This window comes from Bacillus cereus group sp. MYBK195-1 (genome assembly GCF_051916605.1).
Lineage (GTDB): Bacteria > Bacillota > Bacilli > Bacillales > Bacillaceae_G > Bacillus_A > Bacillus_A cereus.
Genome location: NZ_JBQAGZ010000010.1, coordinates 40346 through 60658 on the forward strand (window position 1 = coordinate 40346; position 20313 = coordinate 60658).

Consider the following 20313-nt stretch of genomic DNA (forward strand, 5'->3'; position numbering starts at 1 on the left):
TATGAGTAAAGGGTCTAGAGTGAATGTTGTCCTTTTCATTATTTATTTAACTCCATTGCGACTTGTTTACCATTTACGAAAACCTCTACTACCGCTACTATAACTTCCATTACTTTTTTCATCTCTCATCTCTCCTTGTTTTTTGTTTCATTTCTTACTTTCAGTATAAGGAAATACAGTAATTACAACTATCGAATTGGATGACAAGAGACTTACATTGTTGTAAGGATAATAGTTTAGTTTGTAATAAAGTGAAACTTTAATCAGCGGGGGTCTTACGGCCCATTAATGCGGGATAAATATGATTCGGGATTTCAATTCTGAACTTTCTGTCGTTTTGAACTATAATTAGAAAGAGGGGGGATAATATGAAAAGAATTCTTGTTATTAGTGATATTCATGGAGAAATAGAAAAGTTCGAACAGTTATTGGAAGAAGCACAATATGATGCGAAACAGGATCAATTAATCTTACTGGGAGATTATGTAGATCGTGGTTCAAATGCGCGTGCTGTAATTGAAAAGGTAAGAGAATTGAAAGAAGAGGGAGCACTCATTTTAAAGGGAAATCATGAAGATATGATGATTAAGGCGTTAACGACAAATGAGGAACGTTCATGGAACCATTGGGTAAAAAGAAATGGTGGAGATAAGACATTATATAGCTATGGATTTGTAGAAGAGGATATTGCGGTTAATGAGAAAGACTTCCAAAAACCGATTTTACACTCTCGTGTATTAGAGGAACATATAAAGTTTATTCAAGAATTAGATCATTACATTGAAACAGAAGAGTATATATTTGTACATGCTGGGGTTGAACCGATGAAACGAGTTTCTGAATCTGAACCATATACGTTAATGTGGATCCGTAATGAATTTCATAATGGATATAGCGGTGAAAAGGTTGTTGTATTTGGGCATACGGAAACAAAAACGCTTCATGGTAGTGAGGATTGCGGAGTGTATTTTGGTAGTAATCGTATTATTGGAATTGATGGCGGGGCTGTGTACGGTGGTCAGCTAAATTGTTTGGAATTGCCGAGTAAAAAGGTATATGTAATAAAAAATTGAAAGAGATAAGAGGAATCTTATTTCTTTCAATTTTTTATTAAGCTAAATTTAAGACAAAGTTTTTATAATAAAACTTCAAAATTTTAGAAGGAAATAGTTAAAAATGAAAATACGTAATGTAACTACATTCTTTTGTTATGAAGAGAAGAAATGTAATAATAAATAGAATTGAACTATTTGATGGAAGGTGAGAGCATGCGCTTACTTGTAGTAGAAGATAATGCCTCGTTATTAGAGTCTATCGTACAAATTTTGCGTGATGAATTTGAAGTAGATACGGCAATAAATGGAGAAGATGGATTGTTTTTAGCTCTTCAAAATATATATGATGCAATTTTACTGGATGTGATGATGCCAGGGATGGACGGATTTGAAGTAATTCAAAAAATACGTGATGAAAAGATTGAAACACCAGTCCTGTTTTTGACAGCGAGAGATTCTTTAGAAGATCGGGTGAAGGGATTGGATTTTGGTGGAGATGACTATATCGTTAAGCCATTCCAGGCCCCTGAATTAAAAGCGAGAATTCGCGCTTTACTACGCAGAAGTGGTAGTTTAACAACGCAGCAAACGATTCGCTATAAAGGGATTGAATTGTTCGGAAAAGATAAAGACGTTCAAGTAGATGGACAAAGTATTAAGTTGACATTGAAACAATATGAGCTGCTAGAGTATCTCATTCAAAATAGCGGGAAGATTTTAATGCGTGAACAAATTTTTGATCGTGTTTGGGGATTTGATTCAGATACGACAGTAGCCATTGTGGAAGTGTATGTGCATCATTTGCGTAAAAAATTAGAACCATTCGGTTATCAGAAAGATATTCAAACCGTTCGAGGTATTGGATATATATTAAAAGAACAATGAAAAAGGGAAGTATGTTTCAAAAGACACGCATTCGTTTGACTATAGTGAATTCATTAGTATTTATCCTATTAATAGGTATATTAGGTAGTATTATTTATTCATACACATATAAGCGTATTTATAATGAAGTGGATCAATCTATAAAAATGATGGCTCAGTATAGAGAAAAATTAGATGTTAAAATACCACCAAGAAAACGTATGGAGAATATCCAAATTGGAGATCCGCGAGTAACTAGAATAACTTGGAATGGGAAAATAGTGAAAATAGAGGGCGATAACCGTAAATTCCGTTCTATTTTTGAAGAGAATTTGGAAAAGTTTTCTCCGGAAAAAATAGGGGAGTTACAAGATATCAAAGTACAAGGACGATATTTTAGAGCATTTTCGCTTCAAAAAGATGGAGAAATAGTTCAAATCGTGCGAGATATAACAGCGGAAGAAGGAATGTTAAATACTTTATTTTTAATTCTTATTATAGGTTGTAGCATAGGAAGTTTATGTGCAATAGGAATCGGCTTTTTCTTAGCTGGCAGGGCACTCGTACCTATTCAAAATTCATGGGAGAAACAGCAGCAATTCGTTTCTGATGCATCACATGAACTAAGGACACCACTTGCAGTTATTCAATCAAAAACGGATGTGTTATTTCAGTCACCATCCGCTACGATAGAAGAAAAAGCGATGGATATTTCTACAATTTCAAAAGAATGTAGGCGTTTATCAAAACTAGTTAGTAATTTATTATTGCTAGCCCGTTCTGATTCTAATCAAATTGAGATGGATAAGAAAATATTTGAACTCGATAAATTGTTAGAAGAAATAGTAGCTCCATATAAGGAGATTGCTTCTTATCAAGAAAAAGAAATGATACTAAAAGTAGAACGTGACGTATCTTTTATGGGGGATAGAGAGCGGATTCATCAAATGATGGTCATACTGTTAGATAATGCGATGAAGTATACAAATGAAGGTGGGCATATTCAAATTGATTGCACGCAAACGAGTAGTTCAATTCGTATACAGGTGAAAGATGACGGGATAGGAGTGAAAGAAGAAGATATTCCAAAATTATTTGATCGTTTTTATCAAGGGGATAAAGCAAGAAGTACGTCAGAAGGAGCTGGATTAGGTCTTTCAATCGCAAATTGGATTGTAGAAAAGCATTACGGAAAAATATCAGTAGAGAGCAAATGGGGAGATGGCACTTGTTTTGAAGTGATTTTCCCTAAAAACCAAAAAATATAAGTAAAAAGACGACCTTGTTTTTACACAAGGTCGTCTTTTTTTAAGGTAAAGTTAAGAAACTATTTATATTATGTATGGCATAAAGAAAGTTCGTTACATGAAGAAGAGACTAGGTGTATGTGAGTGGGGTTTATCAATCATAATGTTATCTCAAGCAGCGATGAGATGTATGTATAGTATTAAAAAAACTAGGGGAATGATGGGAAAGAAAGTATAAGAGGGAGGAATTAATTTTGAAAAAGAAAATGATGACGGTATTCACTATTGGAGTAATGAGCTTAAGTATATTAGGGGGTGCCTCTCCTTCTGAAACACAAAAAGGAAAGACTGATTACACGCAGCGCAGTAAAGAACAATTAAATAATGGTAAGATACATGCAGTGCATACAGAAGAAAAAGCAGAGAAACTAGGTATTGAAACGGAAGGAAAAGAACAAATTACACTAGAAAAAGAAATTCATGAAACAGAAGTAGGAAGGGAAGCAGAGCAGTTAGGCATATCGATTGAAGGAAAAGATGTTGGGACGTTGTCAGAAGAAATCTATGAAACAAAAGTGAAGCAAGAAGCGTTAAAACTAGGCATATCTATAGAAAATACATCAATTGTAAATTTAATTAATCAAATTAATATGATTAAAATTAATGATGAAGCAGATAAATTAGGTATTTCGACAAATGGAAAAGAAATAGAGGACATTGCAGAAGAAATCTATGGAAAGAAAGTAAGAGAAGAAGCAGGGAAGTTAGACATTTCTCAAAAGGGAAAAGAAATTGAAGAATTAGCACAAGAGGTGTACGAACAAAAAGTGCAGGAAGAAGCAAAAAAATATCATATTGATTTGTATGGGAAAGATATATATCAAGTATTAAGAGAAATTAATGAACAAAAGGTGCTACAATTGGCAGATGAGCTTAATATGGACAAAGCGAACATGAATATTCAAGAGCTAACAGAAAAAATAAAAAAAGATCAACCTGAGAGAGAAAAAGAACTAAATTTTGTACCAGTGATTCGAACGGATGCTGACGCATTTTATTCTTATTTAACGAACTAAAAAGGGCGTGAGAGTGATACGGAGGTTTAAGTGGTATATATGTATAGCATTACTAGCTATAGCGGTATGGAGTGTATATACAAATGGAGTTACAAAGTATGTGGAGAAGTTGACATTCTTCAATATACAAAACGGAAAAGAACCGGAATTTAGTAATAATGATGAAAAGGTCATTTTATCAAGTGTACCATTAATTCAGCAACTACCAGAGCTAGATCGAGGCTGTGAAGTGACAAGCTTAGCGATGATGTTACAATACGCTGGTGTTTCAGTGGATAAGATGACATTAGCAAATGAAATAAAAAAAGTTGATTTTATAGATGATGGTGTGCGCGGGAATCCAAATGAAGGATTTGTAGGTAATATTTATACATTTTCTGAATCAGGATACGGTGTATATCATGGGCCACTTTTTCAGTTAGCGGAAAAATATTTACCTAATAAAGCTGTAGACTTAACAGGGAAGAATATAGAAGAAATTTATAAGAGTGTAAAAGCAGGACAACCGGTAGTCATGATCACAAATGCAACATTTGCACCATTAGATGCAGATGAATTTACTACATGGGAAACAAATAGTGGAGATGTTTCAATTACGTATAATGAACATTGTGTAGTGCTTATTGGATATGATAAGGAATTTGTATATATTCGAGATCCTCTTAATGAAAGTTTAGATGTAAAAATACCGAGAGAAAGTTTTGAAAAGGCATGGATGCAAATGGGGAGTCAGGCGATTAGTTATGTGAAAAGCTCTAAATGAATGAGTAAGGAAAGAGATGTAAGGAATTGTAAGAGGAGTTTTTGTGGGGGTTTTTTGTTACGAAATAAGAGAACTTGAACTTATTATATAAGCTGAAGTTCTCTTATTTTTTTATGATTACATCTTTAGAAGGAGTGAATATGTAAAAATGCATAATTGACGAAAAATTTACATGTTATCATTATATATTGTTTTATATATGTTAATTGTATAAAATGACACAAGTATCCACATTACATAAAGGAGGCTTATTATGCAAAAAATATTTAACGGGGTTAAATGTATGAGTATCAATAAAAAATTAATCATTTCATTTTTTATTATTTTAACTATACCAGGAATTATTATCGGTGGTGTTTCATATCAAACTGCCAAAACAAATTTTGAACATCAAATGACAGCTAAAGCAAAGGAGAATATTTCGATTTTAAATACTGTTATTTCTCAAAATATAGAAGAGAAATTTGTTGATGCGACGTACTTTGCAGACATCTTAACAGAGGATACATATCCAAATGGACAGGAAGAAATAGTAAGAACGAAGCTAGCGCAATATATAAAACTTCATCCAGAAGTAGAAGGTATTTATATTGGAACGCAGACAGGAAAGTTTATAAGAGAACCATTTATCAAAATGGATGATGGGTATAATCCAACAGATAGATCTTGGTATAAAGAAGCACATGAAAATAAAGGGAAAGTAATTGTTACTGCACCATATCAATCAGCATCTACAAAAAATATGGTAGTAACAATTGCAAAAGAAGTAAAAGATGGTAAAGGTGTTATAGGAATTAACTTAAATTTAGATAACATCTTGAAAATTTCCAAAATGATTAACATTGGTGAAAAAGGTTATGCAGTTATTTTAGATCAAAATAAGCAAATTGTTAGTCATCCATCTAGAAAACCAGGTGCAAAAGTTACTGATCCTTGGATTAAACCGATTTATGAAGAAAAACAAGGAAATGTCTCTTATACAGAACAAGATGATAAAAAGAATTTAATCTTTGCAACAAATGAGAAAACGGGCTGGAAAGTAGTTGGAGTTATGTTTGATGAAGAAATTACCCAAGCTGCGAATCCAGTATTTTATAAGACTTTTATTGTTATTGCTATTGCTATTGCATTTGGTAGTATATTAATTTATTTCATTACAAAGTCTATTACAGGGCCATTACGAAAAATAGCTGAATCGGCATATAAAATTAGTAAGGGAGATTTAACAGAGAAAATTACAATCCATTCCAAGGATGACATAGGGAAATTAGGGAATTCATTTAATGAAATGTCTACGTCTTTACAAGATGTTATTACCCAAATTAGCTTTTCAGCAGAACATGTTGCAGCATCGGCTGAAGAGTTAACAGCGAGCGTACAGCAAGCAAATGATGCGACAGATCAAATTACAATTGCGATGGAACAAGTATCAGGTGGGGCTGAGTCACAAAGTCAAGGTGTTGAAGAAGGTGCTGCTACATTACAACAAGTAAATACAGCAATTCAAGATGTAACCGGAAGCGCAGAGTCAATTTCTATTTCCTCATTACATGCCCGTGAAAGAGCTGAAGAGGGAGAAGATTTAGTTGAACAAACCGCAAAACAAATGCAGTCTATTTCTAGGTCGGTATCCGAGTCAGATGCTATTATTAAACTTCTTGATGAGAAATCAAAGCAAGTAGGAGCTATTTCTGAAGCAATTCAAAACATTGCAACTCAAACAAACTTATTAGCTTTAAATGCGGCTATTGAAGCAGCAAGAGCAGGTGAACAGGGACGAGGATTTGCTATTGTAGCAGATGAGGTTAGAAAATTAGCAGAGCAATCAGGAGAGTCATCTGGAGAGATTGCAAATTTAATTGCAGAAATTAAGGCGGATATTGAACATACTGTTAAGGCGATGGATAATGTGAATGGAGAAGTTCAACAAGGCCTTGATGTTGTAACAAAAACGAAAGTAAGTTTTACGGAAATTTTAAGTTCTACTACACATATTGTTTCTCAAGTTAATCAAATGGTAGAAACAACGAAGAGAATTGCTGGAGATGCAAATGAAGTGACAAATGCTATTGATGAAATTGCAGCTGCTGCAGAAGAAAATACAGCTAGTATGCAAAGTGTTGCAGCTTCAACAGAAGAACAGGTTAATTCCATGGAGGAAATTAGTTCAGCTTCGCAAAACTTAGCTGAGATGGCAGAAGAACTACAAGCGATGACTAGTAAATTTAAAGTATAATAACAGCAGATAAGTAAGGTGAAAATAATATCACCTTACTTATTTTTCTATTCAGCAATTAGGGGAGTCATTAACGGGATGAAAAAAAGAAAAAGACTATGGAATTTATGGAAAACGATTACATTGTTAGTTTGTACAGTTGTAATTTTTTCTTTACTTGTGACAGATATATTAATTAGTCATAATGTAGAACGGACGACGGAGGATAGCCAAGCAGAGAAGGCAAAAACAATTGCACACATTGTGGCGAATGATTCGATTGTAATCGATGGTTTGGTTGGGAAAGCAGATACCTCTGCAATCCAAACGTATACAAATAGAATATTACAAAACACAGGTGTTCAATTTATTGTAGTTATGGACATGAATGGAATAAGAAAGTCACATCCAAATCCTCAAAAAATAGGGCATCATTTTATTGGGGGAGATGAAGGGCCTGCATTGAAAGGAAAAGAACATGTATCGTTAGCAGAAGGAACTTTAGGTATTTCCATGCGAGTGTTTGTACCAATATTTTCTGAAACAGGTGAACAACTTGGAGCAGTGGCTGTTGGTATTTCAGCAGATAATGTAAAAGAGAGAGTTAAGGAAAGTAGACATATCATTTATATTGGTGTCGGAGTGGGTGTATTAGTCGGAATTATAGGAGCAATATTGCTAGCTAGACATATAAAGAAAAGTTTATTCGGTCTTGAGCCGCACAGGATAGCAAAAATTCTTGAAGAAAGAAATACGATGCTACAATCTGTAAAGGAAGGTATTATTGCTGTAGATAAAGAGGCTAGAGTAACGTTAATTAATAATGAAGCGAAACGTCTATTTAAAAAAAGCGGACTTGAAGAAGATTTTATCGGTAAAGATGTTGAGTTGTATATGCCAAATTCACGTATAAAAGAAGTATTGCAAACGGGAGAAGTACAATTAAACGAAGAACAAAATATTTATGGAATTACGATTGTGACGAATCGAGTTCCTTTATATGTAAAAGGAGAAATAGTTGGTGCAATTGCAACATTTCGTGATAAAACAGAGATTAGAAAACTAGCAGAGGAACTAACTGGTATTAGACTATATGCAGAAGCATTACGGGCACAATCTCATGAGTTTATGAATAAGATGCATGTCGTATTAGGGCTTACACATATGAAACAGTATGAAGAATTACAGAAGTATATAAGCGGCATGGTATCAGAGCATCAATATGAAATTGGTGGAGTTATGAAAAGAATAAAAAGTCCAGTATTTGCTGGTTTTTTACTAGGTAAGCTCAGCTATGCTAGAGAGAAAAATATAAAATTAATTATAAGTGAAGATTCTTATATGCCGGAAATAGATGATGAAAGTATTACTCATGAACTTATTACGATTGTCGGAAATTTAATTGATAATGCATTAGAAGCAGTGACGAATTGTGAAAAGAAGCAAGTTGAAGTTGAGATACAACATGGGGATATACTAACTATTACAGTACAAGATACGGGAAAAGGTATACAAGAAAAAGAAATAGAGGAATTATTTACGAAAGGTTATTCCACAAAGGGAGATAACCGCGGTTATGGTTTGTATCTTGTAAAAGAAAGTATACAGCGAATAAATGGGGAAATTCATATGCATTCATTAGTAGGAAAGGGAACAACGATAACGATTGAAATACCTAAAGGTAGGGATGAGAGGCAAATATGATTAAAGTTTTAATTGTAGAAGATGACCCGATGGTAGCAATGTTAAATACGCATTATTTAGAACAAGTAGGAGGGTTTGAACTTGTTCAAGCAGTTAACTCAGTAAAGTCAGCGATAGAAGTATTAGAGAAATCACGAGTAGATTTAGTATTACTTGATATTTTTATGCCTGAAGAGACTGGGTTTGAGCTTTTAATGTATATCCGGAACCAAGAAAAAGAAATCGATATAATGATGATTTCAGCTGTACATGATATGGGGAGTATTAAAAAAGCATTACAATATGGAGTTGTAGATTATTTAATTAAACCATTTACATTTGAACGATTTAAAGAGGCATTAACTATATATCGAGAAAAATTTACTTTCATGAAAGAACAACAAAAAATTAGTCAATCGGAATTAGATTCGTTAATTTTACAAAAAGAAAAAAGAGAGCCTACTGTCACTAAAGAGCTTCCGAAAGGTTTAACGAAGCAAACGTTGCAATTAATTTGGCAGAAGATCGAGTCTCTGAATGGAAGAGTATTTACAACAGATGAAATGGCACAATTAGTTGGAATTTCAAGAGTTTCTATTCGAAAATATGTAATGTTTCTGACTGACATTGGGGTGTTAGAAAACGAAATGATGTACCAACATGTGGGAAGACCTGTAAGTAAATTAAGATGTGTTGATCAAAAGAAAATAGAGTTTTACGTATAAGCGACTTAATATAAGTCGCTTATACTTTTTTTAATTACAAAATCAATTACAAAACTTACAAAAACTATTTTTACTATTGAAAGCGTTTTAATATTGTTATTAAGAAAACGAGGGGGTGCCATATGGGAATTCAAAAGAATGTGGAAGCGGTATCATTTTCTGAAGGAAATGAAGTACAAAGAGAATCTTTCGCTTCTAAAATTATGAATGTAAAAATCGGTGTTATACCTTTACCATTATATGTAGTATTGGCTGCTATTATTTATGGGGCATCTGTATATAATAAATTGCCAGCAGATATGATTGGTGGATTTGCAGTTATTATGATCATGGGGATTTTCTTAGGCGATATTGGGATGAGAATTCCAATTTTAAAAAATATCGGCGGTCCAGCAATACTTTCGTTATTTATTCCATCATTACTTGTATTTTTTAACTGGATGAATCCAGCTTCAATGGAAGCTGCGACTATGTTAATGAAAAAATCGAACTTTTTATATTTATATATTTCTTGTTTAGTAGTCGGAAGTATTTTAGGAATGAACCGTAAAGTGTTAGTACAAGGTTTCGTTCGCATGTTTATTCCTTTAGTAGTAGGGACGTTAGCTTCTGTAGCAGTAGGATTATTGGTCGGTTCATTATTTGGATTTGAAATGAAGCACACATTCTTCTTTATCATCGTACCAATTGTGAGTGGTGGTATCGGGGAAGGGATTTTACCATTGTCGCTAGCTTATAGTGATATTTTAAATGAATCATCAGCAACGTTTGTATCACAGCTTATTCCAGCAGCTATTATTGGAAATATGTTCGCAATTGTAAGTGCAGGGTATATGAAGCGTTTAGGTGAGAAGAAACCGGAGCTTAGTGGTAACGGTGTATTAGTGAAAACAGACAATCAAGCAGAATTATTAAAAGAACAAAATACAGAGAAGCCAATTGACTTCTCATTAATGGGAGCAGGTTTATTAATTGCGTGTACGTTCTTCATCTTCGGAGGATTTGCTTCTAAGTTCATCGGTATTCCTGGGGCAATCATTATGATTTTCTCAGCAGCGCTTGTGAAATACTTTAAATTAATGCCAGCAAAAATGGAGCAAGGAGCATTCCATTTATATAAATTTATTTCGAAGAATTTAACTTGGCCTTTAATGGTTGGATTAGGATTGCTATATATTCCGTTAAAAGACGTAGCAGCAGTTCTTTCAGTAGGATATGTTGTTGTGTGCGCATCGGTTGTTCTTACAATGGTAGCATCAGGTTTTCTTGTAGGGAAAGTGATGAAGATGTATCCAGTTGAATCGGCGATTGTAACTGGATGTCATAGCGGTTTAGGTGGAACTGGAGATGTTGCTATTTTATCGGCTTCAAATCGTATGGAATTAATGCCGTTCGCGCAAATTTCGACTCGTTTAGGCGGGGCGGCAATGGTTGTAACGGCGACAATATTATTAAAGATGTTTTCATGATCAAACAAGCTAGCTATATTCATATAGCTAGCTTGTCAAATTAAGGGGAGATTATAAGTATGTTAGCAAATCAAATTAATGAAAGATCATTGTTATTGCATAAAGAATTAGTAGGGAAAATTGAAATTACAAGTAAAGTAGAAGTAAATTCAGCGGATGATTTAAGCCTGACGTATACACCAGGTGTAGCGGAGTCTTGCAAAGCAATTGCGGCAAATGAAGAAACGGTGTATGACTATACAGCACGTGGTAATATGGTGGCAGTTGTCTCAGATGGAACAGCGGTACTCGGTTTAGGAAACATTGGACCGAAAGCGGCTATGCCTGTTATGGAAGGAAAAAGTATTTTGTTTAAGAAGTTTGCGAATGTAGATGCTTTCCCATTATGTTTAGGCACAACGGATGTAGATGAAATCGTTACCCTTGTGAAAAATTTAGAGCCTACATTTGCAGGGATTAATTTAGAAGATATTGCAGCACCGCGTTGTTTTGAAATTGAAAAACGATTAAAAGAAGAAACGAATATTCCTGTATTCCATGATGATCAACATGGAACAGCTATTGTCGTTTTAGCAGCTGTTATTAATGCATTAAAAGTTGTTAGCAAACAAATGGATAATGTGAAAATCGTTATTAACGGTGCGGGTTCGGCAGGAATTGCAATTGGAAAATTATTATTAAAGGCTGGTGCAAAGCACATTACGCTAGTTAGCCTAGAAGGTATTGTTTGTGAAGGTGAAACATGGATGAACGAAGCACAAATTGAAGTTTCAAAAAAGACAAATCGTGAACATGTGCGTGGAACGTTAAAAGAAGCGATTAACCAAGCTGATATTTTTATTGGCGTATCTGCTCCTAACGTATTAACGAAAGAACTTGTACAGACGATGAATGAGAAAGCAATTGTGTTTGCAATGGCGAATCCAATTCCAGAAATCTTCCCTGAGGATGCATTAGAGGCTGGGGCAGCTGTAGTAGGAACTGGGCGCTCGGATTATGCGAATCAAGTAAATAATGTATTGGCGTTTCCCGGAATATTCCGCGGTGCGTTAGATGTGCGCGCAACTGATATTACAGAAGAGATGAAATTAGCGGCAGCATATGGGATCGCTAACATCATTACTGATGAAGAACGTAATGCGAATTATGTAATCCCGAATCCATTAGATAAAAGAGTTGTTCCAAGTGTTGCGGAAGCAGTAGCGAAAGCAGCTATTGATTCAGGCGTGGCACAAATTACGAAAATACCACGTTATTAATAGCTAAAAGCAGTGCCTAAAAGGCACTGCTTTTTTGAGATAAGAAATCAAAATAATGAAGAAGTGTAGAATTATTTATGTTTCTTCACTATTTATTTAATTCCATTGCAACTTGTTTACCATTCACTAAAACCTCAGTTATTGCTACGATTACTTCTATCATTTTTTTCATCTCTCATCTCTCCTCATTCATTTCTTACTTTAAGTATAAGAGAAGAGAGATAATTCAACTATCGAAGTACATGACGTAGAAATTACATTGTTGTAAGAAAGTGGTTTATTTTTGTCACTTTACTCAGCGGTGATTACAAACTGATCATAATATTTTTCATTCACATATATATTTAATAACCATAATCCAGATGAAGGTAGTGACATAGCGAGAGGGAGTTCGCTTGTAGTAGAATTGATTGTATTTGAAGTAGTCCAAGTTTGTTTGGAAATTTCTTTTTGAAAGAGTACTGGTGTTGGCGTTACAGATCCTTGTTTTAGCGCAATAATAGACAATTTTCCAGTTGGTATTTCAGAATCTAGAAAGTACCACATTATTTCATTTTGTTCATTTGCGATAATAGGACTATCAGCCATTGCGATTTTTCCTTCGATGCCTTTTAAAGGTATTTTTCCGTCTATGAATGAGGGTGCTTCTTCCCAATTTACATCTTTTAAAACACTAAGATGAAAGAAGGAAGGTGCGTTCACTTGATTGGACGTTGCGACAGCTTCAGTTTTAGATGCTTTTGAATCAGGTTGTGCTTGTGTGCATCCAGTGATGAGGAAGGAGAGAAGTAGCATAGTTCCGATTTTTTTCATGGTGCCACACTCCTAGTTTTTATTGTTAGTGTAATTGTATTTGCTAGAAGGCGGGACAATTCCTTTAAAATGTCAAAAGAGGTCGTAAGTTTTGTACGACCTCTTTTGACATTTTGTATCCCGTAAAAGCCCGATTGGTGTAGGTTAATAATCAGTGGGAGATAGCCCCACTAATTAAAGTTTCATTTTATATTTGTTCCGTTGTATAGGTTGGTTCGGTTTCTTTTTGGGGCATCGTCAAAAAAATAACGGATAGAACGATACATATGCCGCCTAATAATTGATATGCTCCAAAAGATTCACTTAGCCAAGTGATTGAAACGATGGCAGCTACAAGGGGTTCAATGCTAGATAAAATGCTTGTTTCTGTTGCTGCTAAATATTTAAGACTACCGATATACAGAAGGAAAGAAAGGGTACCACTAATAATGATAAGAATAAGCATAGAAAAAGTTTTTAGTGTAAAGGTTTGTGAAAATTGATTCCACCCGAATGAATGATTATAAATAAGTAGTGCAATTCCTCCGATTAACATCCCCCAACCAATTACTATAGTTGTTCCGCATGCTTTAATAAGCGAAGCTGGATGAAGGGTATAAAATGCAAATCCAATTGCTGTTAATAGTCCAAAAATAATAGCTTCTTTAGATAAAATAATATTTTCAATTGAGCCATTTGTAATAATAAAGTATGTTCCTATTAGCGCGGCTATAATTGCGAATAGTTGCATGGAAGCAGGGAATTTTCTTTGTTCAAATGCAACATACATGGTAATAAGAACAGGACCTAGAAATTGAAATAGCGTTGCTGTGACCGCGTTACTAATATGAACCGTTTCGATAAAGGCGTATTGCGCACCAAGCATGCCGAGAATAGAGAAAATAATAAGTTGTATAGAATATCTAGGGTGTTTCCAAATTTGAAATATGTTTTGTTTCTTTATAAGTAAGAAAGACAAAATAAATATTCCTGCAAGTAACAATCGAATTGTTAAAAAATCAATTGAGGATACATTAGTATGCTGAAATAGCCACTGAATCATTGGACCAGATAATCCCCATAATGTAGCCCCTGTAATAATCATAATGAGTCCGATACGTCTACCATTGTTCATTATCATGTTTCTCCTCTCCGGTATTTGATTTTTGATGTGTGACATGATAAAAGGAATTATATATAAAATCTGGTACTGTAAAAAGTATCAGATTTTAGTTTTATTAAGGGGTCAGATATTATGTTAGAATTAACGCCTAATTTAAATGTGAATAGTAAAAAGGCATTATATGTGCAATTGTATGAGTATATAAAAAAAGAGATTAAAGATGGATCGATTGTCCCTTTTACGAAATTACCGGCTAAGCGAAAGTTAGCGATACATTTACAAGTAAGTAAAAATACAGTAGAGGCAGCCTACGAACAATTACTTGCAGAAGGTTATATTGAATCGATATCGAGAAAAGGTTATTTTGTATGCAAGATTGAGCAAATGGTTCATGTAGAGGATAGCGAAGAGAGGATAGAAGAAGTCCCGTTTCAGGAGAAGCGTTATAAATTTGACTTTACACAAACAGGAATTGATACAAATGCTTTTCCATTTAATATGTATCGGAAAATTGTAAATGAAGTATGGCAACCGCATAATAACGAACTTCTCTTTCTAGGACACCCTCAAGGGGAAGCAAGCTTAAGAGAAGAGATTACGAATTATTTGTATGAATCTAGAGGTGTGCGTTGTTCAGCTAGTCAAATTGTATTAGGAGCGGGAACACAAATATTAGTGAAACTATTGTTTCAATTGTTAAAGGAAAGCAATTATGCAGTTGAAAACCCAGGGTATCATAGGAAGATGGTTGTTTTTGAACAGGGAGAAGCAAGAGTCAAAATGTTAACTTTAGATAGAGATGGAATTTGTATTGCAGATTTAGAAAATAGCAATGCGAATGTTGTATTTGTTACACCTTCCCATCAGTTTCCATCTGGAATGATTATGCCTATTACGAGAAGGATGCAGCTTTTACAATGGGCAAAGAAAGAAGAGAGCAGGTATATTATTGAAGATGATTATGATAGTGAATTTCGCTATTCTGGAAAGCCTATACCGGCGCTGCAAGGGTTAGATACAGAGGGGAAAGTTATTTATATGGGGACGCTATCTAAAGCATTATTGCCATCGCTACGGATGAGCTATATGGTGTTGCCGAAGAAATTAATTAAAAAGTATCAACAGCAATATTTATTTTACACACAAAGTGTTTCAAGAATAGATCAAGAAGTGATTAGAAGATTTTTAAATGAAGGATATTGGGAAAAACATATTCATAAAATGCGTGTTGTCTACCGAAAGAAGAGAGATAGACTTGTTTTTGAAATAGAGAAGTATTTCTCTAATCGTGTTGAAGTGATAGGAGAAGATTCCGGATTACACATTTTATTAAAAGTGCATAATGGAATGCAGGAAGAAGAATTAATTCAAGAAGCTGCGAAATATAGTATTAAAATATATCCTGTGTCTACGTACTATAAAGACGGTACGGCGCCTGAGAGTGTAGTTTTACTTGGGTTTGCGATATTATCAGAGGAAGAGATTGCGAAAGCGATTCAATTATTACACACGGCATGGTTTACAAGAAAGTAAAAAACATCCTCCAAACATGAGGATGTTTTTTATTATTTATTTTCATCTAAGAATAAGACCATATGCTCTTCGTCCCAATATTGTCCGTTATATTTTAATGAACGTTCTTGTACACCGAATGTTTTAAAACCTAATGATTCATAAAGTTTTTTCGCTCCATCGTTGCCAACAACAACATCAAGCATAACTTGTTCTACTTCTAAAGATTTAGCAAGCTCAAGACATTCTTTAATAAGTGCTTTTCCTGCTCCAAGTCCGCGTGCTTTTGGAGATACATATACAGAACCGATTTTAGCTTTATGTTCTTGTTTTACATATGGTTTCGTTTCCAGTGTTGCAACCCCGATTAATTTTCCATCTTTAAATGCACCTAGCGTATAGTTTTCATCTTGTGCTAATTTTTGTGCTTTATATTCAATCGCACACTCTTTATTAATAATATCTTCATAAGAAGAGCTGAATGCTTCAGGGTTTTGCTTTAATCCTTCTACGCGAAGTTCTAAGTAAATTTCTGCTTCGTCTTTTGTTAATACATGGATATCCAATTATATCACCCTCCAAATCTTTGCAAATGTACCTTTATTTTATATTGAAATAAGAATAATTTCAAAAGCTTAGCTTATATGAGCTGTTTTTATGAACAAAATAACACCAGTAGTGTTTACTACTACTGGTGTTTTCACACGCATATTATTCAAAAGGTAGCTTGATTATAAAGTTTGTTCCCGCTCCTAATTGGCTTGTTACTAGAATAGAACCGTTATGCAATTCTACAATTTCCTTTGCAACAGCTAGCCCGATGCCTTTTCCGCCTGTAGCTCGTGTTCTAGATTTATCAACACGATAAAAACGGTCAAAAATATGCGGGATATCTTCTTCAGGAATACCTTCACCTTCATCTTGTACACTTATTGTAAAAGAATCTGTTTCCATGAGTACACGTATCGTAATGGATGTGTTTTCTGGCGAATGTTGATAAGCGTTGTGTAATAAATTTAACATAACTTGTTCCATACGTCTTTCGTCTATACAAACTTCTAAATCATCTTTGCAATATACATGAAGTTGCATTTGCTTATTCGTTAATGTTGTTTTTGTTTTTTCAACCATTCGTTCTAAAAATGGCTGAAGAAGCACTTTTTGTTTTTTTATAACAAATTGGTGTTGTTCTAATTGTACAAGCATAAATAAATCTTGGACGAGATCGGTTACACTATCCGTTTCATCCTCAATGATTTGTAAGTATTCTTCTCGCTCCTCTTTTGTTAAAGAGTCTCTCTTTGCTACCTTTGCATAACCTTTCATATAGGTCAATGGAGTTAATAGTTCATGAGCGACACTAGCGAGAAATTCATTGCGCTCTTTTTTCATATACGTAAGTTCACTCGATAAATCTTCAATTGTTTTTGCTAAACTTCCGAGTTCATCATTCCGTTTAATACCTAATTGAATTGGCTTATTTAATTTTGACATTTTTTCTGTCGCTCTCTTCATTTTTACAAGTGGTTCTGTAATAACGCGTGAAAAAACAAAGACAGAAATTGTTGTTAAAATAATTGTTAAAACGCTAATGATAAGAAATTGGTTCATGAGTTTAAGTAACATATTTTCTAGGAAAGATGTTTTTAATAGCATATATAGCTTTCCTTGAAACTTTGTTGTGTTAAGTGGGCTTACTGTTGTGATGAACTTTGATTTTTTCCAGTTCCTTTCAACGACCAATCCGCCGTCTGGGACAGTTTCTGTTTTACAAGTAAGTTGTTTTTGCATATCTTTTGTTACGGGTTCTGAGGTGGAAATAATTTTGCCGTTATGGTCAGTAATAATGATAGCTATATCGGAGTTAGAAATTGATTCCGATTCAACTAAGTGTGCAGCCTCATTCGTAATATCGAATTCAGGATACACAGGGCGTTTAGGACTTTTATTATGTTCAGCGTGTTTCATTTCTTTATAATATTCATCCCGTCTCTCGCGGCTTTTAATTTTTTTACTATAGCGATTACCTTTCTCTAAAAGAGCATCTGTTTCCTCTACAATACGCATTTTTGAAAGGCTTTTATAAAAAGATACGAAAGCAATTGTTTCAATACATAAAGCTAATATTAAAAAGTATGTCCCAATTTTAAGGGAAAGTTTACTCATTTTTTCACCATACCTTATTCATAATAAAGAGTCAGTGGTATACGATTTCCCACTGACCGAAGTTATTATTCACTTTTCCATTTATATCCGACTTTATAGACCGTTTCTAAGTAATCTTCAATTGGAAATCCTTTTTTGCGTAGTTTATCACGGATATTACGAATGTGTGAATCAATTGTTCTATATTCGATATCTGTTTCATAGCCCCAAATTTTTTCGATTAAATCATCTCGGCTATAAGCACGGTTTGTATTTTGCAAAAATAGTCCGAGTAATGAAAATTCGATAGGAGTTAATGAGATTTTTTCATCATAAACTGTGACAGTATGTTTCGTTTTATCCCACTCAATACCATTGAAACTAACAAAGCCATCTTTTTTTGTACGGCGTAATATAGCCTCGATTCGTGCGACTAATACATGCTCATCAAATGGTTTTGTAATATAATCATCTGCGCCCATCGTGAGGCCTTTTACCATATCGTAGTTTTGATTACGAGCTGTTAACATAATGATAGGAACATTGGAAATTTGACGAATTTGATAGCAAGTATCCCATCCATCCATATTTGGCATCATAACATCTAATAAAATAATATCGAATTCTTTTTGTTCGATTAAATTTAGTGCTTCAAGGCCAGAGGTAGCTTTCATGCAAAAATAGCCGCGAGGGCTTAAGAACAGATCTAATAATCGTAACATACGTTCTTCATCGTCTACTAATAAAATTTTTACCATAATCTTGTGCACCCCAAACTGTTCATTCTACTTGTATAGTTTACATGAAAATAATAAAAAACTCTTTTTATGTGATTGAGTGGAAGAGTTATTTTTCGCTCAGAGTAATTGACATAAAAAATGCACTAGTTTTGCACAACTATTTTTTATAATAGAAAACGTAGCGACACAAAATACCCTATGTTGCGACATAACGTCATGTCATTTTATTTATAAAATGACAATTCCATTCTATTGTGTATGTGAGATAGAGAGGGTTTTCGTATTCACCTCGCATCGGATAAGAAAAATTTCCTATCTCACACTTTTTTTAAAAGGAGATCATACACATGAATTCAAAAGAAGAAATTTCAAAAAAAGAAAAGCAAGATCGTAATACGGTTGTCATGTGTGTTGCCGTATCTATGATTATTATTATAAGTTGCGTAAATAAAATTTTGGGGATTTTATAATATAAAAAAGCTGATTGCTTCTTAAGGAGCAATCAGCTTTTTTCATTGTTAGGGGAGTATTCCTATATGATAAACCAAGGTAAAATTGCTAACCCAGAAGTTACAATTGCTGTAGTAAATATTAAAAGCATAGCTCGTTTGTTTTGTTTCATATCACATTCTCCTCTGCATATCAAGTACATGCGATCAGCGTGGGATGTAGTTCCCCACTGAGTAAAGTTTCACTTTATATTTTTAGTATAATGAATGGTAAGGATTGGTACGATCGATAAAGGTGACATGAAGATTACATTGTTGTAATGCAAAAAAACATCTTTCTTATTAAGAAAGATGTTTTTGGAAAACTACCCCGCTATTTGTGGGCAGTAACTCCCACCTTAAAATTCAGCGAATGCGAGGGAGTTAGGTGGGCGATAACTGCCCGTAAAAGCCCGATTGGTTCAACTAATACTCAGTAGGGGATGGAAAAAAAACACTGAGTAAAGTTTCACTTTATATTGAAGTATTAATCATTTAAGAACAAAACCATATGTTCCTCGTCCCAATATTGACCATTGTGTTTTAATGAACGCTCTTGTACGCCGTAAGTTTGGAAACCTAATGACTCATATAATTTTTTTGCACCAACGTTACCAACTACAACATCAAGCATGAGTTGTTCTACATGTAATTTATCGGCATTTTCAATAATTGCTTTAATTAGAGCTCGTCCTGCTCCGAGACCACGTGCTTTTGGGGAAACAAAAACGGAGCCAATTTTTGCTTTATGTTCTTGTTTAATAAATGGTTTTGTTTCTAAAGTAGCGATACCAATTAAATCATTATCTTTGAAGACACCTAGAGTATACTTATCCGGATTGCTTAATCGTTTAGCCATAGCAGCCACAGGATTTTCATGTTTAAGAACATCTTCATAAGAAGAGCTAAAAGCTTCCGGATTCTTCGTTAAACCTTCCATACAAACTTTTAAATATATTTCTGCGTCCTCTGTTGTTAATAAGCGAATTTCCATAGTTGTAACCTCCCTGGTGGATTTCAAATAAATCCATTACTTTTATAAGATTGAGTATATGTTTTGTTAGTATTCTCTTTTAATTTGTAAAAGAATGAAAAGATATATGCTACAATGTTTTGTTTTAATTATGTAATGAAATTATATATTAACTTTGTTAACT

Annotated in this window: 18 protein-coding genes and 1 pseudogene; 13 read left to right on the plus strand and 6 right to left on the minus strand. The window is 34.1% G+C overall.

All coding sequences use genetic code 11. The features are described from left to right. Positions 1-368: 368 nt before the first annotated feature. The 11 genes and pseudogenes from ACTFRY_RS26525 to ACTFRY_RS26575 all read left to right on the plus strand — a co-directional run bounded on the left by ACTFRY_RS26525 (position 369) and on the right by ACTFRY_RS26575 (position 12356). Complete coding sequence (locus ACTFRY_RS26525; protein ID WP_098616467.1) at positions 369-1073, plus strand: metallophosphoesterase family protein; 705 nt, start codon at positions 369-371, stop codon at positions 1071-1073. 195 nt (positions 1074-1268) lie between these two features. After that, positions 1269-1940: a response regulator transcription factor gene (locus ACTFRY_RS26530; RefSeq protein ID WP_001238623.1), complete on the plus strand. Its 672-nt coding sequence runs from the start codon at positions 1269-1271 to the stop codon at positions 1938-1940. Beyond that, complete coding sequence (locus ACTFRY_RS26535) at positions 1937-3187, plus strand: sensor histidine kinase (protein ID WP_082186567.1); 1251 nt, start codon at positions 1937-1939, stop codon at positions 3185-3187. Before ACTFRY_RS26530 ends, ACTFRY_RS26535 begins: the two co-directional genes overlap by 4 nt. 233 nt (positions 3188-3420) lie before the next feature. Continuing rightward, positions 3421-4242: a hypothetical protein gene (locus ACTFRY_RS26540; protein WP_000728589.1), complete on the plus strand. Its 822-nt coding sequence runs from the start codon at positions 3421-3423 to the stop codon at positions 4240-4242. Positions 4243-4255: 13 nt separating this feature from the next. Continuing rightward, on the plus strand, positions 4256-5005 hold the full coding sequence (locus ACTFRY_RS26545; protein WP_002004381.1) for a C39 family peptidase: 750 nt from the start codon (positions 4256-4258) through the stop codon (positions 5003-5005). Positions 5006-5399: 394 nt separating this feature from the next. Continuing rightward, positions 5400-6302, plus strand: a pseudogene (locus ACTFRY_RS26550) (HAMP domain-containing protein); the annotation flags it as partial. 120 nt (positions 6303-6422) lie between these two features. Then, on the plus strand, positions 6423-7241 hold the full coding sequence (locus ACTFRY_RS26555; protein ID WP_432804035.1) for a methyl-accepting chemotaxis protein: 819 nt from the start codon (positions 6423-6425) through the stop codon (positions 7239-7241). 78 nt (positions 7242-7319) lie between these two features. Then, on the plus strand, positions 7320-8924 hold the full coding sequence (locus tag ACTFRY_RS26560; protein ID WP_000746420.1) for a sensor histidine kinase: 1605 nt from the start codon (positions 7320-7322) through the stop codon (positions 8922-8924). Then, positions 8921-9628: a response regulator gene (locus ACTFRY_RS26565; RefSeq protein ID WP_000598689.1), complete on the plus strand. Its 708-nt coding sequence runs from the start codon at positions 8921-8923 to the stop codon at positions 9626-9628. The genes ACTFRY_RS26560 and ACTFRY_RS26565 overlap by 4 nt, the downstream gene beginning before the upstream one ends. Before the next feature lie 122 nt (positions 9629-9750). Continuing rightward, positions 9751-11097 (plus strand): 2-hydroxycarboxylate transporter family protein, encoded by a 1347-nt coding sequence (locus ACTFRY_RS26570; protein ID WP_000512722.1) that lies wholly within the window; start codon positions 9751-9753, stop codon positions 11095-11097. Positions 11098-11156: 59 nt separating this feature from the next. Beyond that, complete coding sequence (locus ACTFRY_RS26575) at positions 11157-12356, plus strand: NAD(P)-dependent malic enzyme (RefSeq protein WP_000880785.1); 1200 nt, start codon at positions 11157-11159, stop codon at positions 12354-12356. A gap of 291 nt (positions 12357-12647) precedes the next feature. Here the strand turns inward: ACTFRY_RS26575 and ACTFRY_RS26580 are convergent, their stop codons facing one another. Then, positions 12648-13169 (minus strand): DUF4871 domain-containing protein, encoded by a 522-nt coding sequence (locus ACTFRY_RS26580; protein WP_000719682.1) that lies wholly within the window; start codon positions 13167-13169, stop codon positions 12648-12650. 187 nt (positions 13170-13356) lie between these two features. Continuing rightward, positions 13357-14283 (minus strand): DMT family transporter, encoded by a 927-nt coding sequence (locus tag ACTFRY_RS26585; protein WP_098616466.1) that lies wholly within the window; start codon positions 14281-14283, stop codon positions 13357-13359. A gap of 120 nt (positions 14284-14403) precedes the next feature. Between ACTFRY_RS26585 and pdxR the strand changes: the two genes are divergently transcribed. Next, positions 14404-15804, plus strand: coding sequence for a MocR-like pyridoxine biosynthesis transcription factor PdxR (pdxR, locus tag ACTFRY_RS26590; protein WP_098616465.1), 1401 nt, complete (start codon positions 14404-14406; stop codon positions 15802-15804). Positions 15805-15836: 32 nt separating this feature from the next. On the opposite strand, the gene ACTFRY_RS26595 is transcribed toward pdxR, so the two are convergent. The 3 genes from ACTFRY_RS26595 to ACTFRY_RS26605 all read right to left on the minus strand — a co-directional run bounded on the left by ACTFRY_RS26595 (position 15837) and on the right by ACTFRY_RS26605 (position 18686). Beyond that, the gene (locus ACTFRY_RS26595; protein ID WP_000351212.1) at positions 15837-16349 is read right to left on the minus strand and encodes a GNAT family N-acetyltransferase; all 513 of its coding nucleotides are present in this window, start codon (positions 16347-16349) and stop codon (positions 15837-15839) included. 145 nt (positions 16350-16494) lie between these two features. Further along, positions 16495-17949 carry a HAMP domain-containing sensor histidine kinase gene (locus tag ACTFRY_RS26600; protein WP_000041027.1) on the minus strand — a complete coding sequence of 485 codons (1455 nt, stop codon included), beginning with the start codon at positions 17947-17949 and terminating at the stop codon, positions 16495-16497. 65 nt (positions 17950-18014) lie between these two features. After that, on the minus strand, positions 18015-18686 hold the full coding sequence (locus ACTFRY_RS26605) for a response regulator transcription factor (protein WP_000238959.1): 672 nt from the start codon (positions 18684-18686) through the stop codon (positions 18015-18017). 329 nt (positions 18687-19015) lie between these two features. On the opposite strand from ACTFRY_RS26605, the gene ACTFRY_RS26610 reads away from it, so the two are divergent. Beyond that, positions 19016-19138 carry a hypothetical protein gene (locus tag ACTFRY_RS26610; RefSeq protein ID WP_001085005.1) on the plus strand — a complete coding sequence of 41 codons (123 nt, stop codon included), beginning with the start codon at positions 19016-19018 and terminating at the stop codon, positions 19136-19138. 505 nt (positions 19139-19643) lie between these two features. Here the strand turns inward: ACTFRY_RS26610 and ACTFRY_RS26615 are convergent. Beyond that, complete coding sequence (locus ACTFRY_RS26615; RefSeq protein WP_000405884.1) at positions 19644-20150, minus strand: GNAT family N-acetyltransferase; 507 nt, start codon at positions 20148-20150, stop codon at positions 19644-19646. Positions 20151-20313 lie beyond the last annotated feature (163 nt).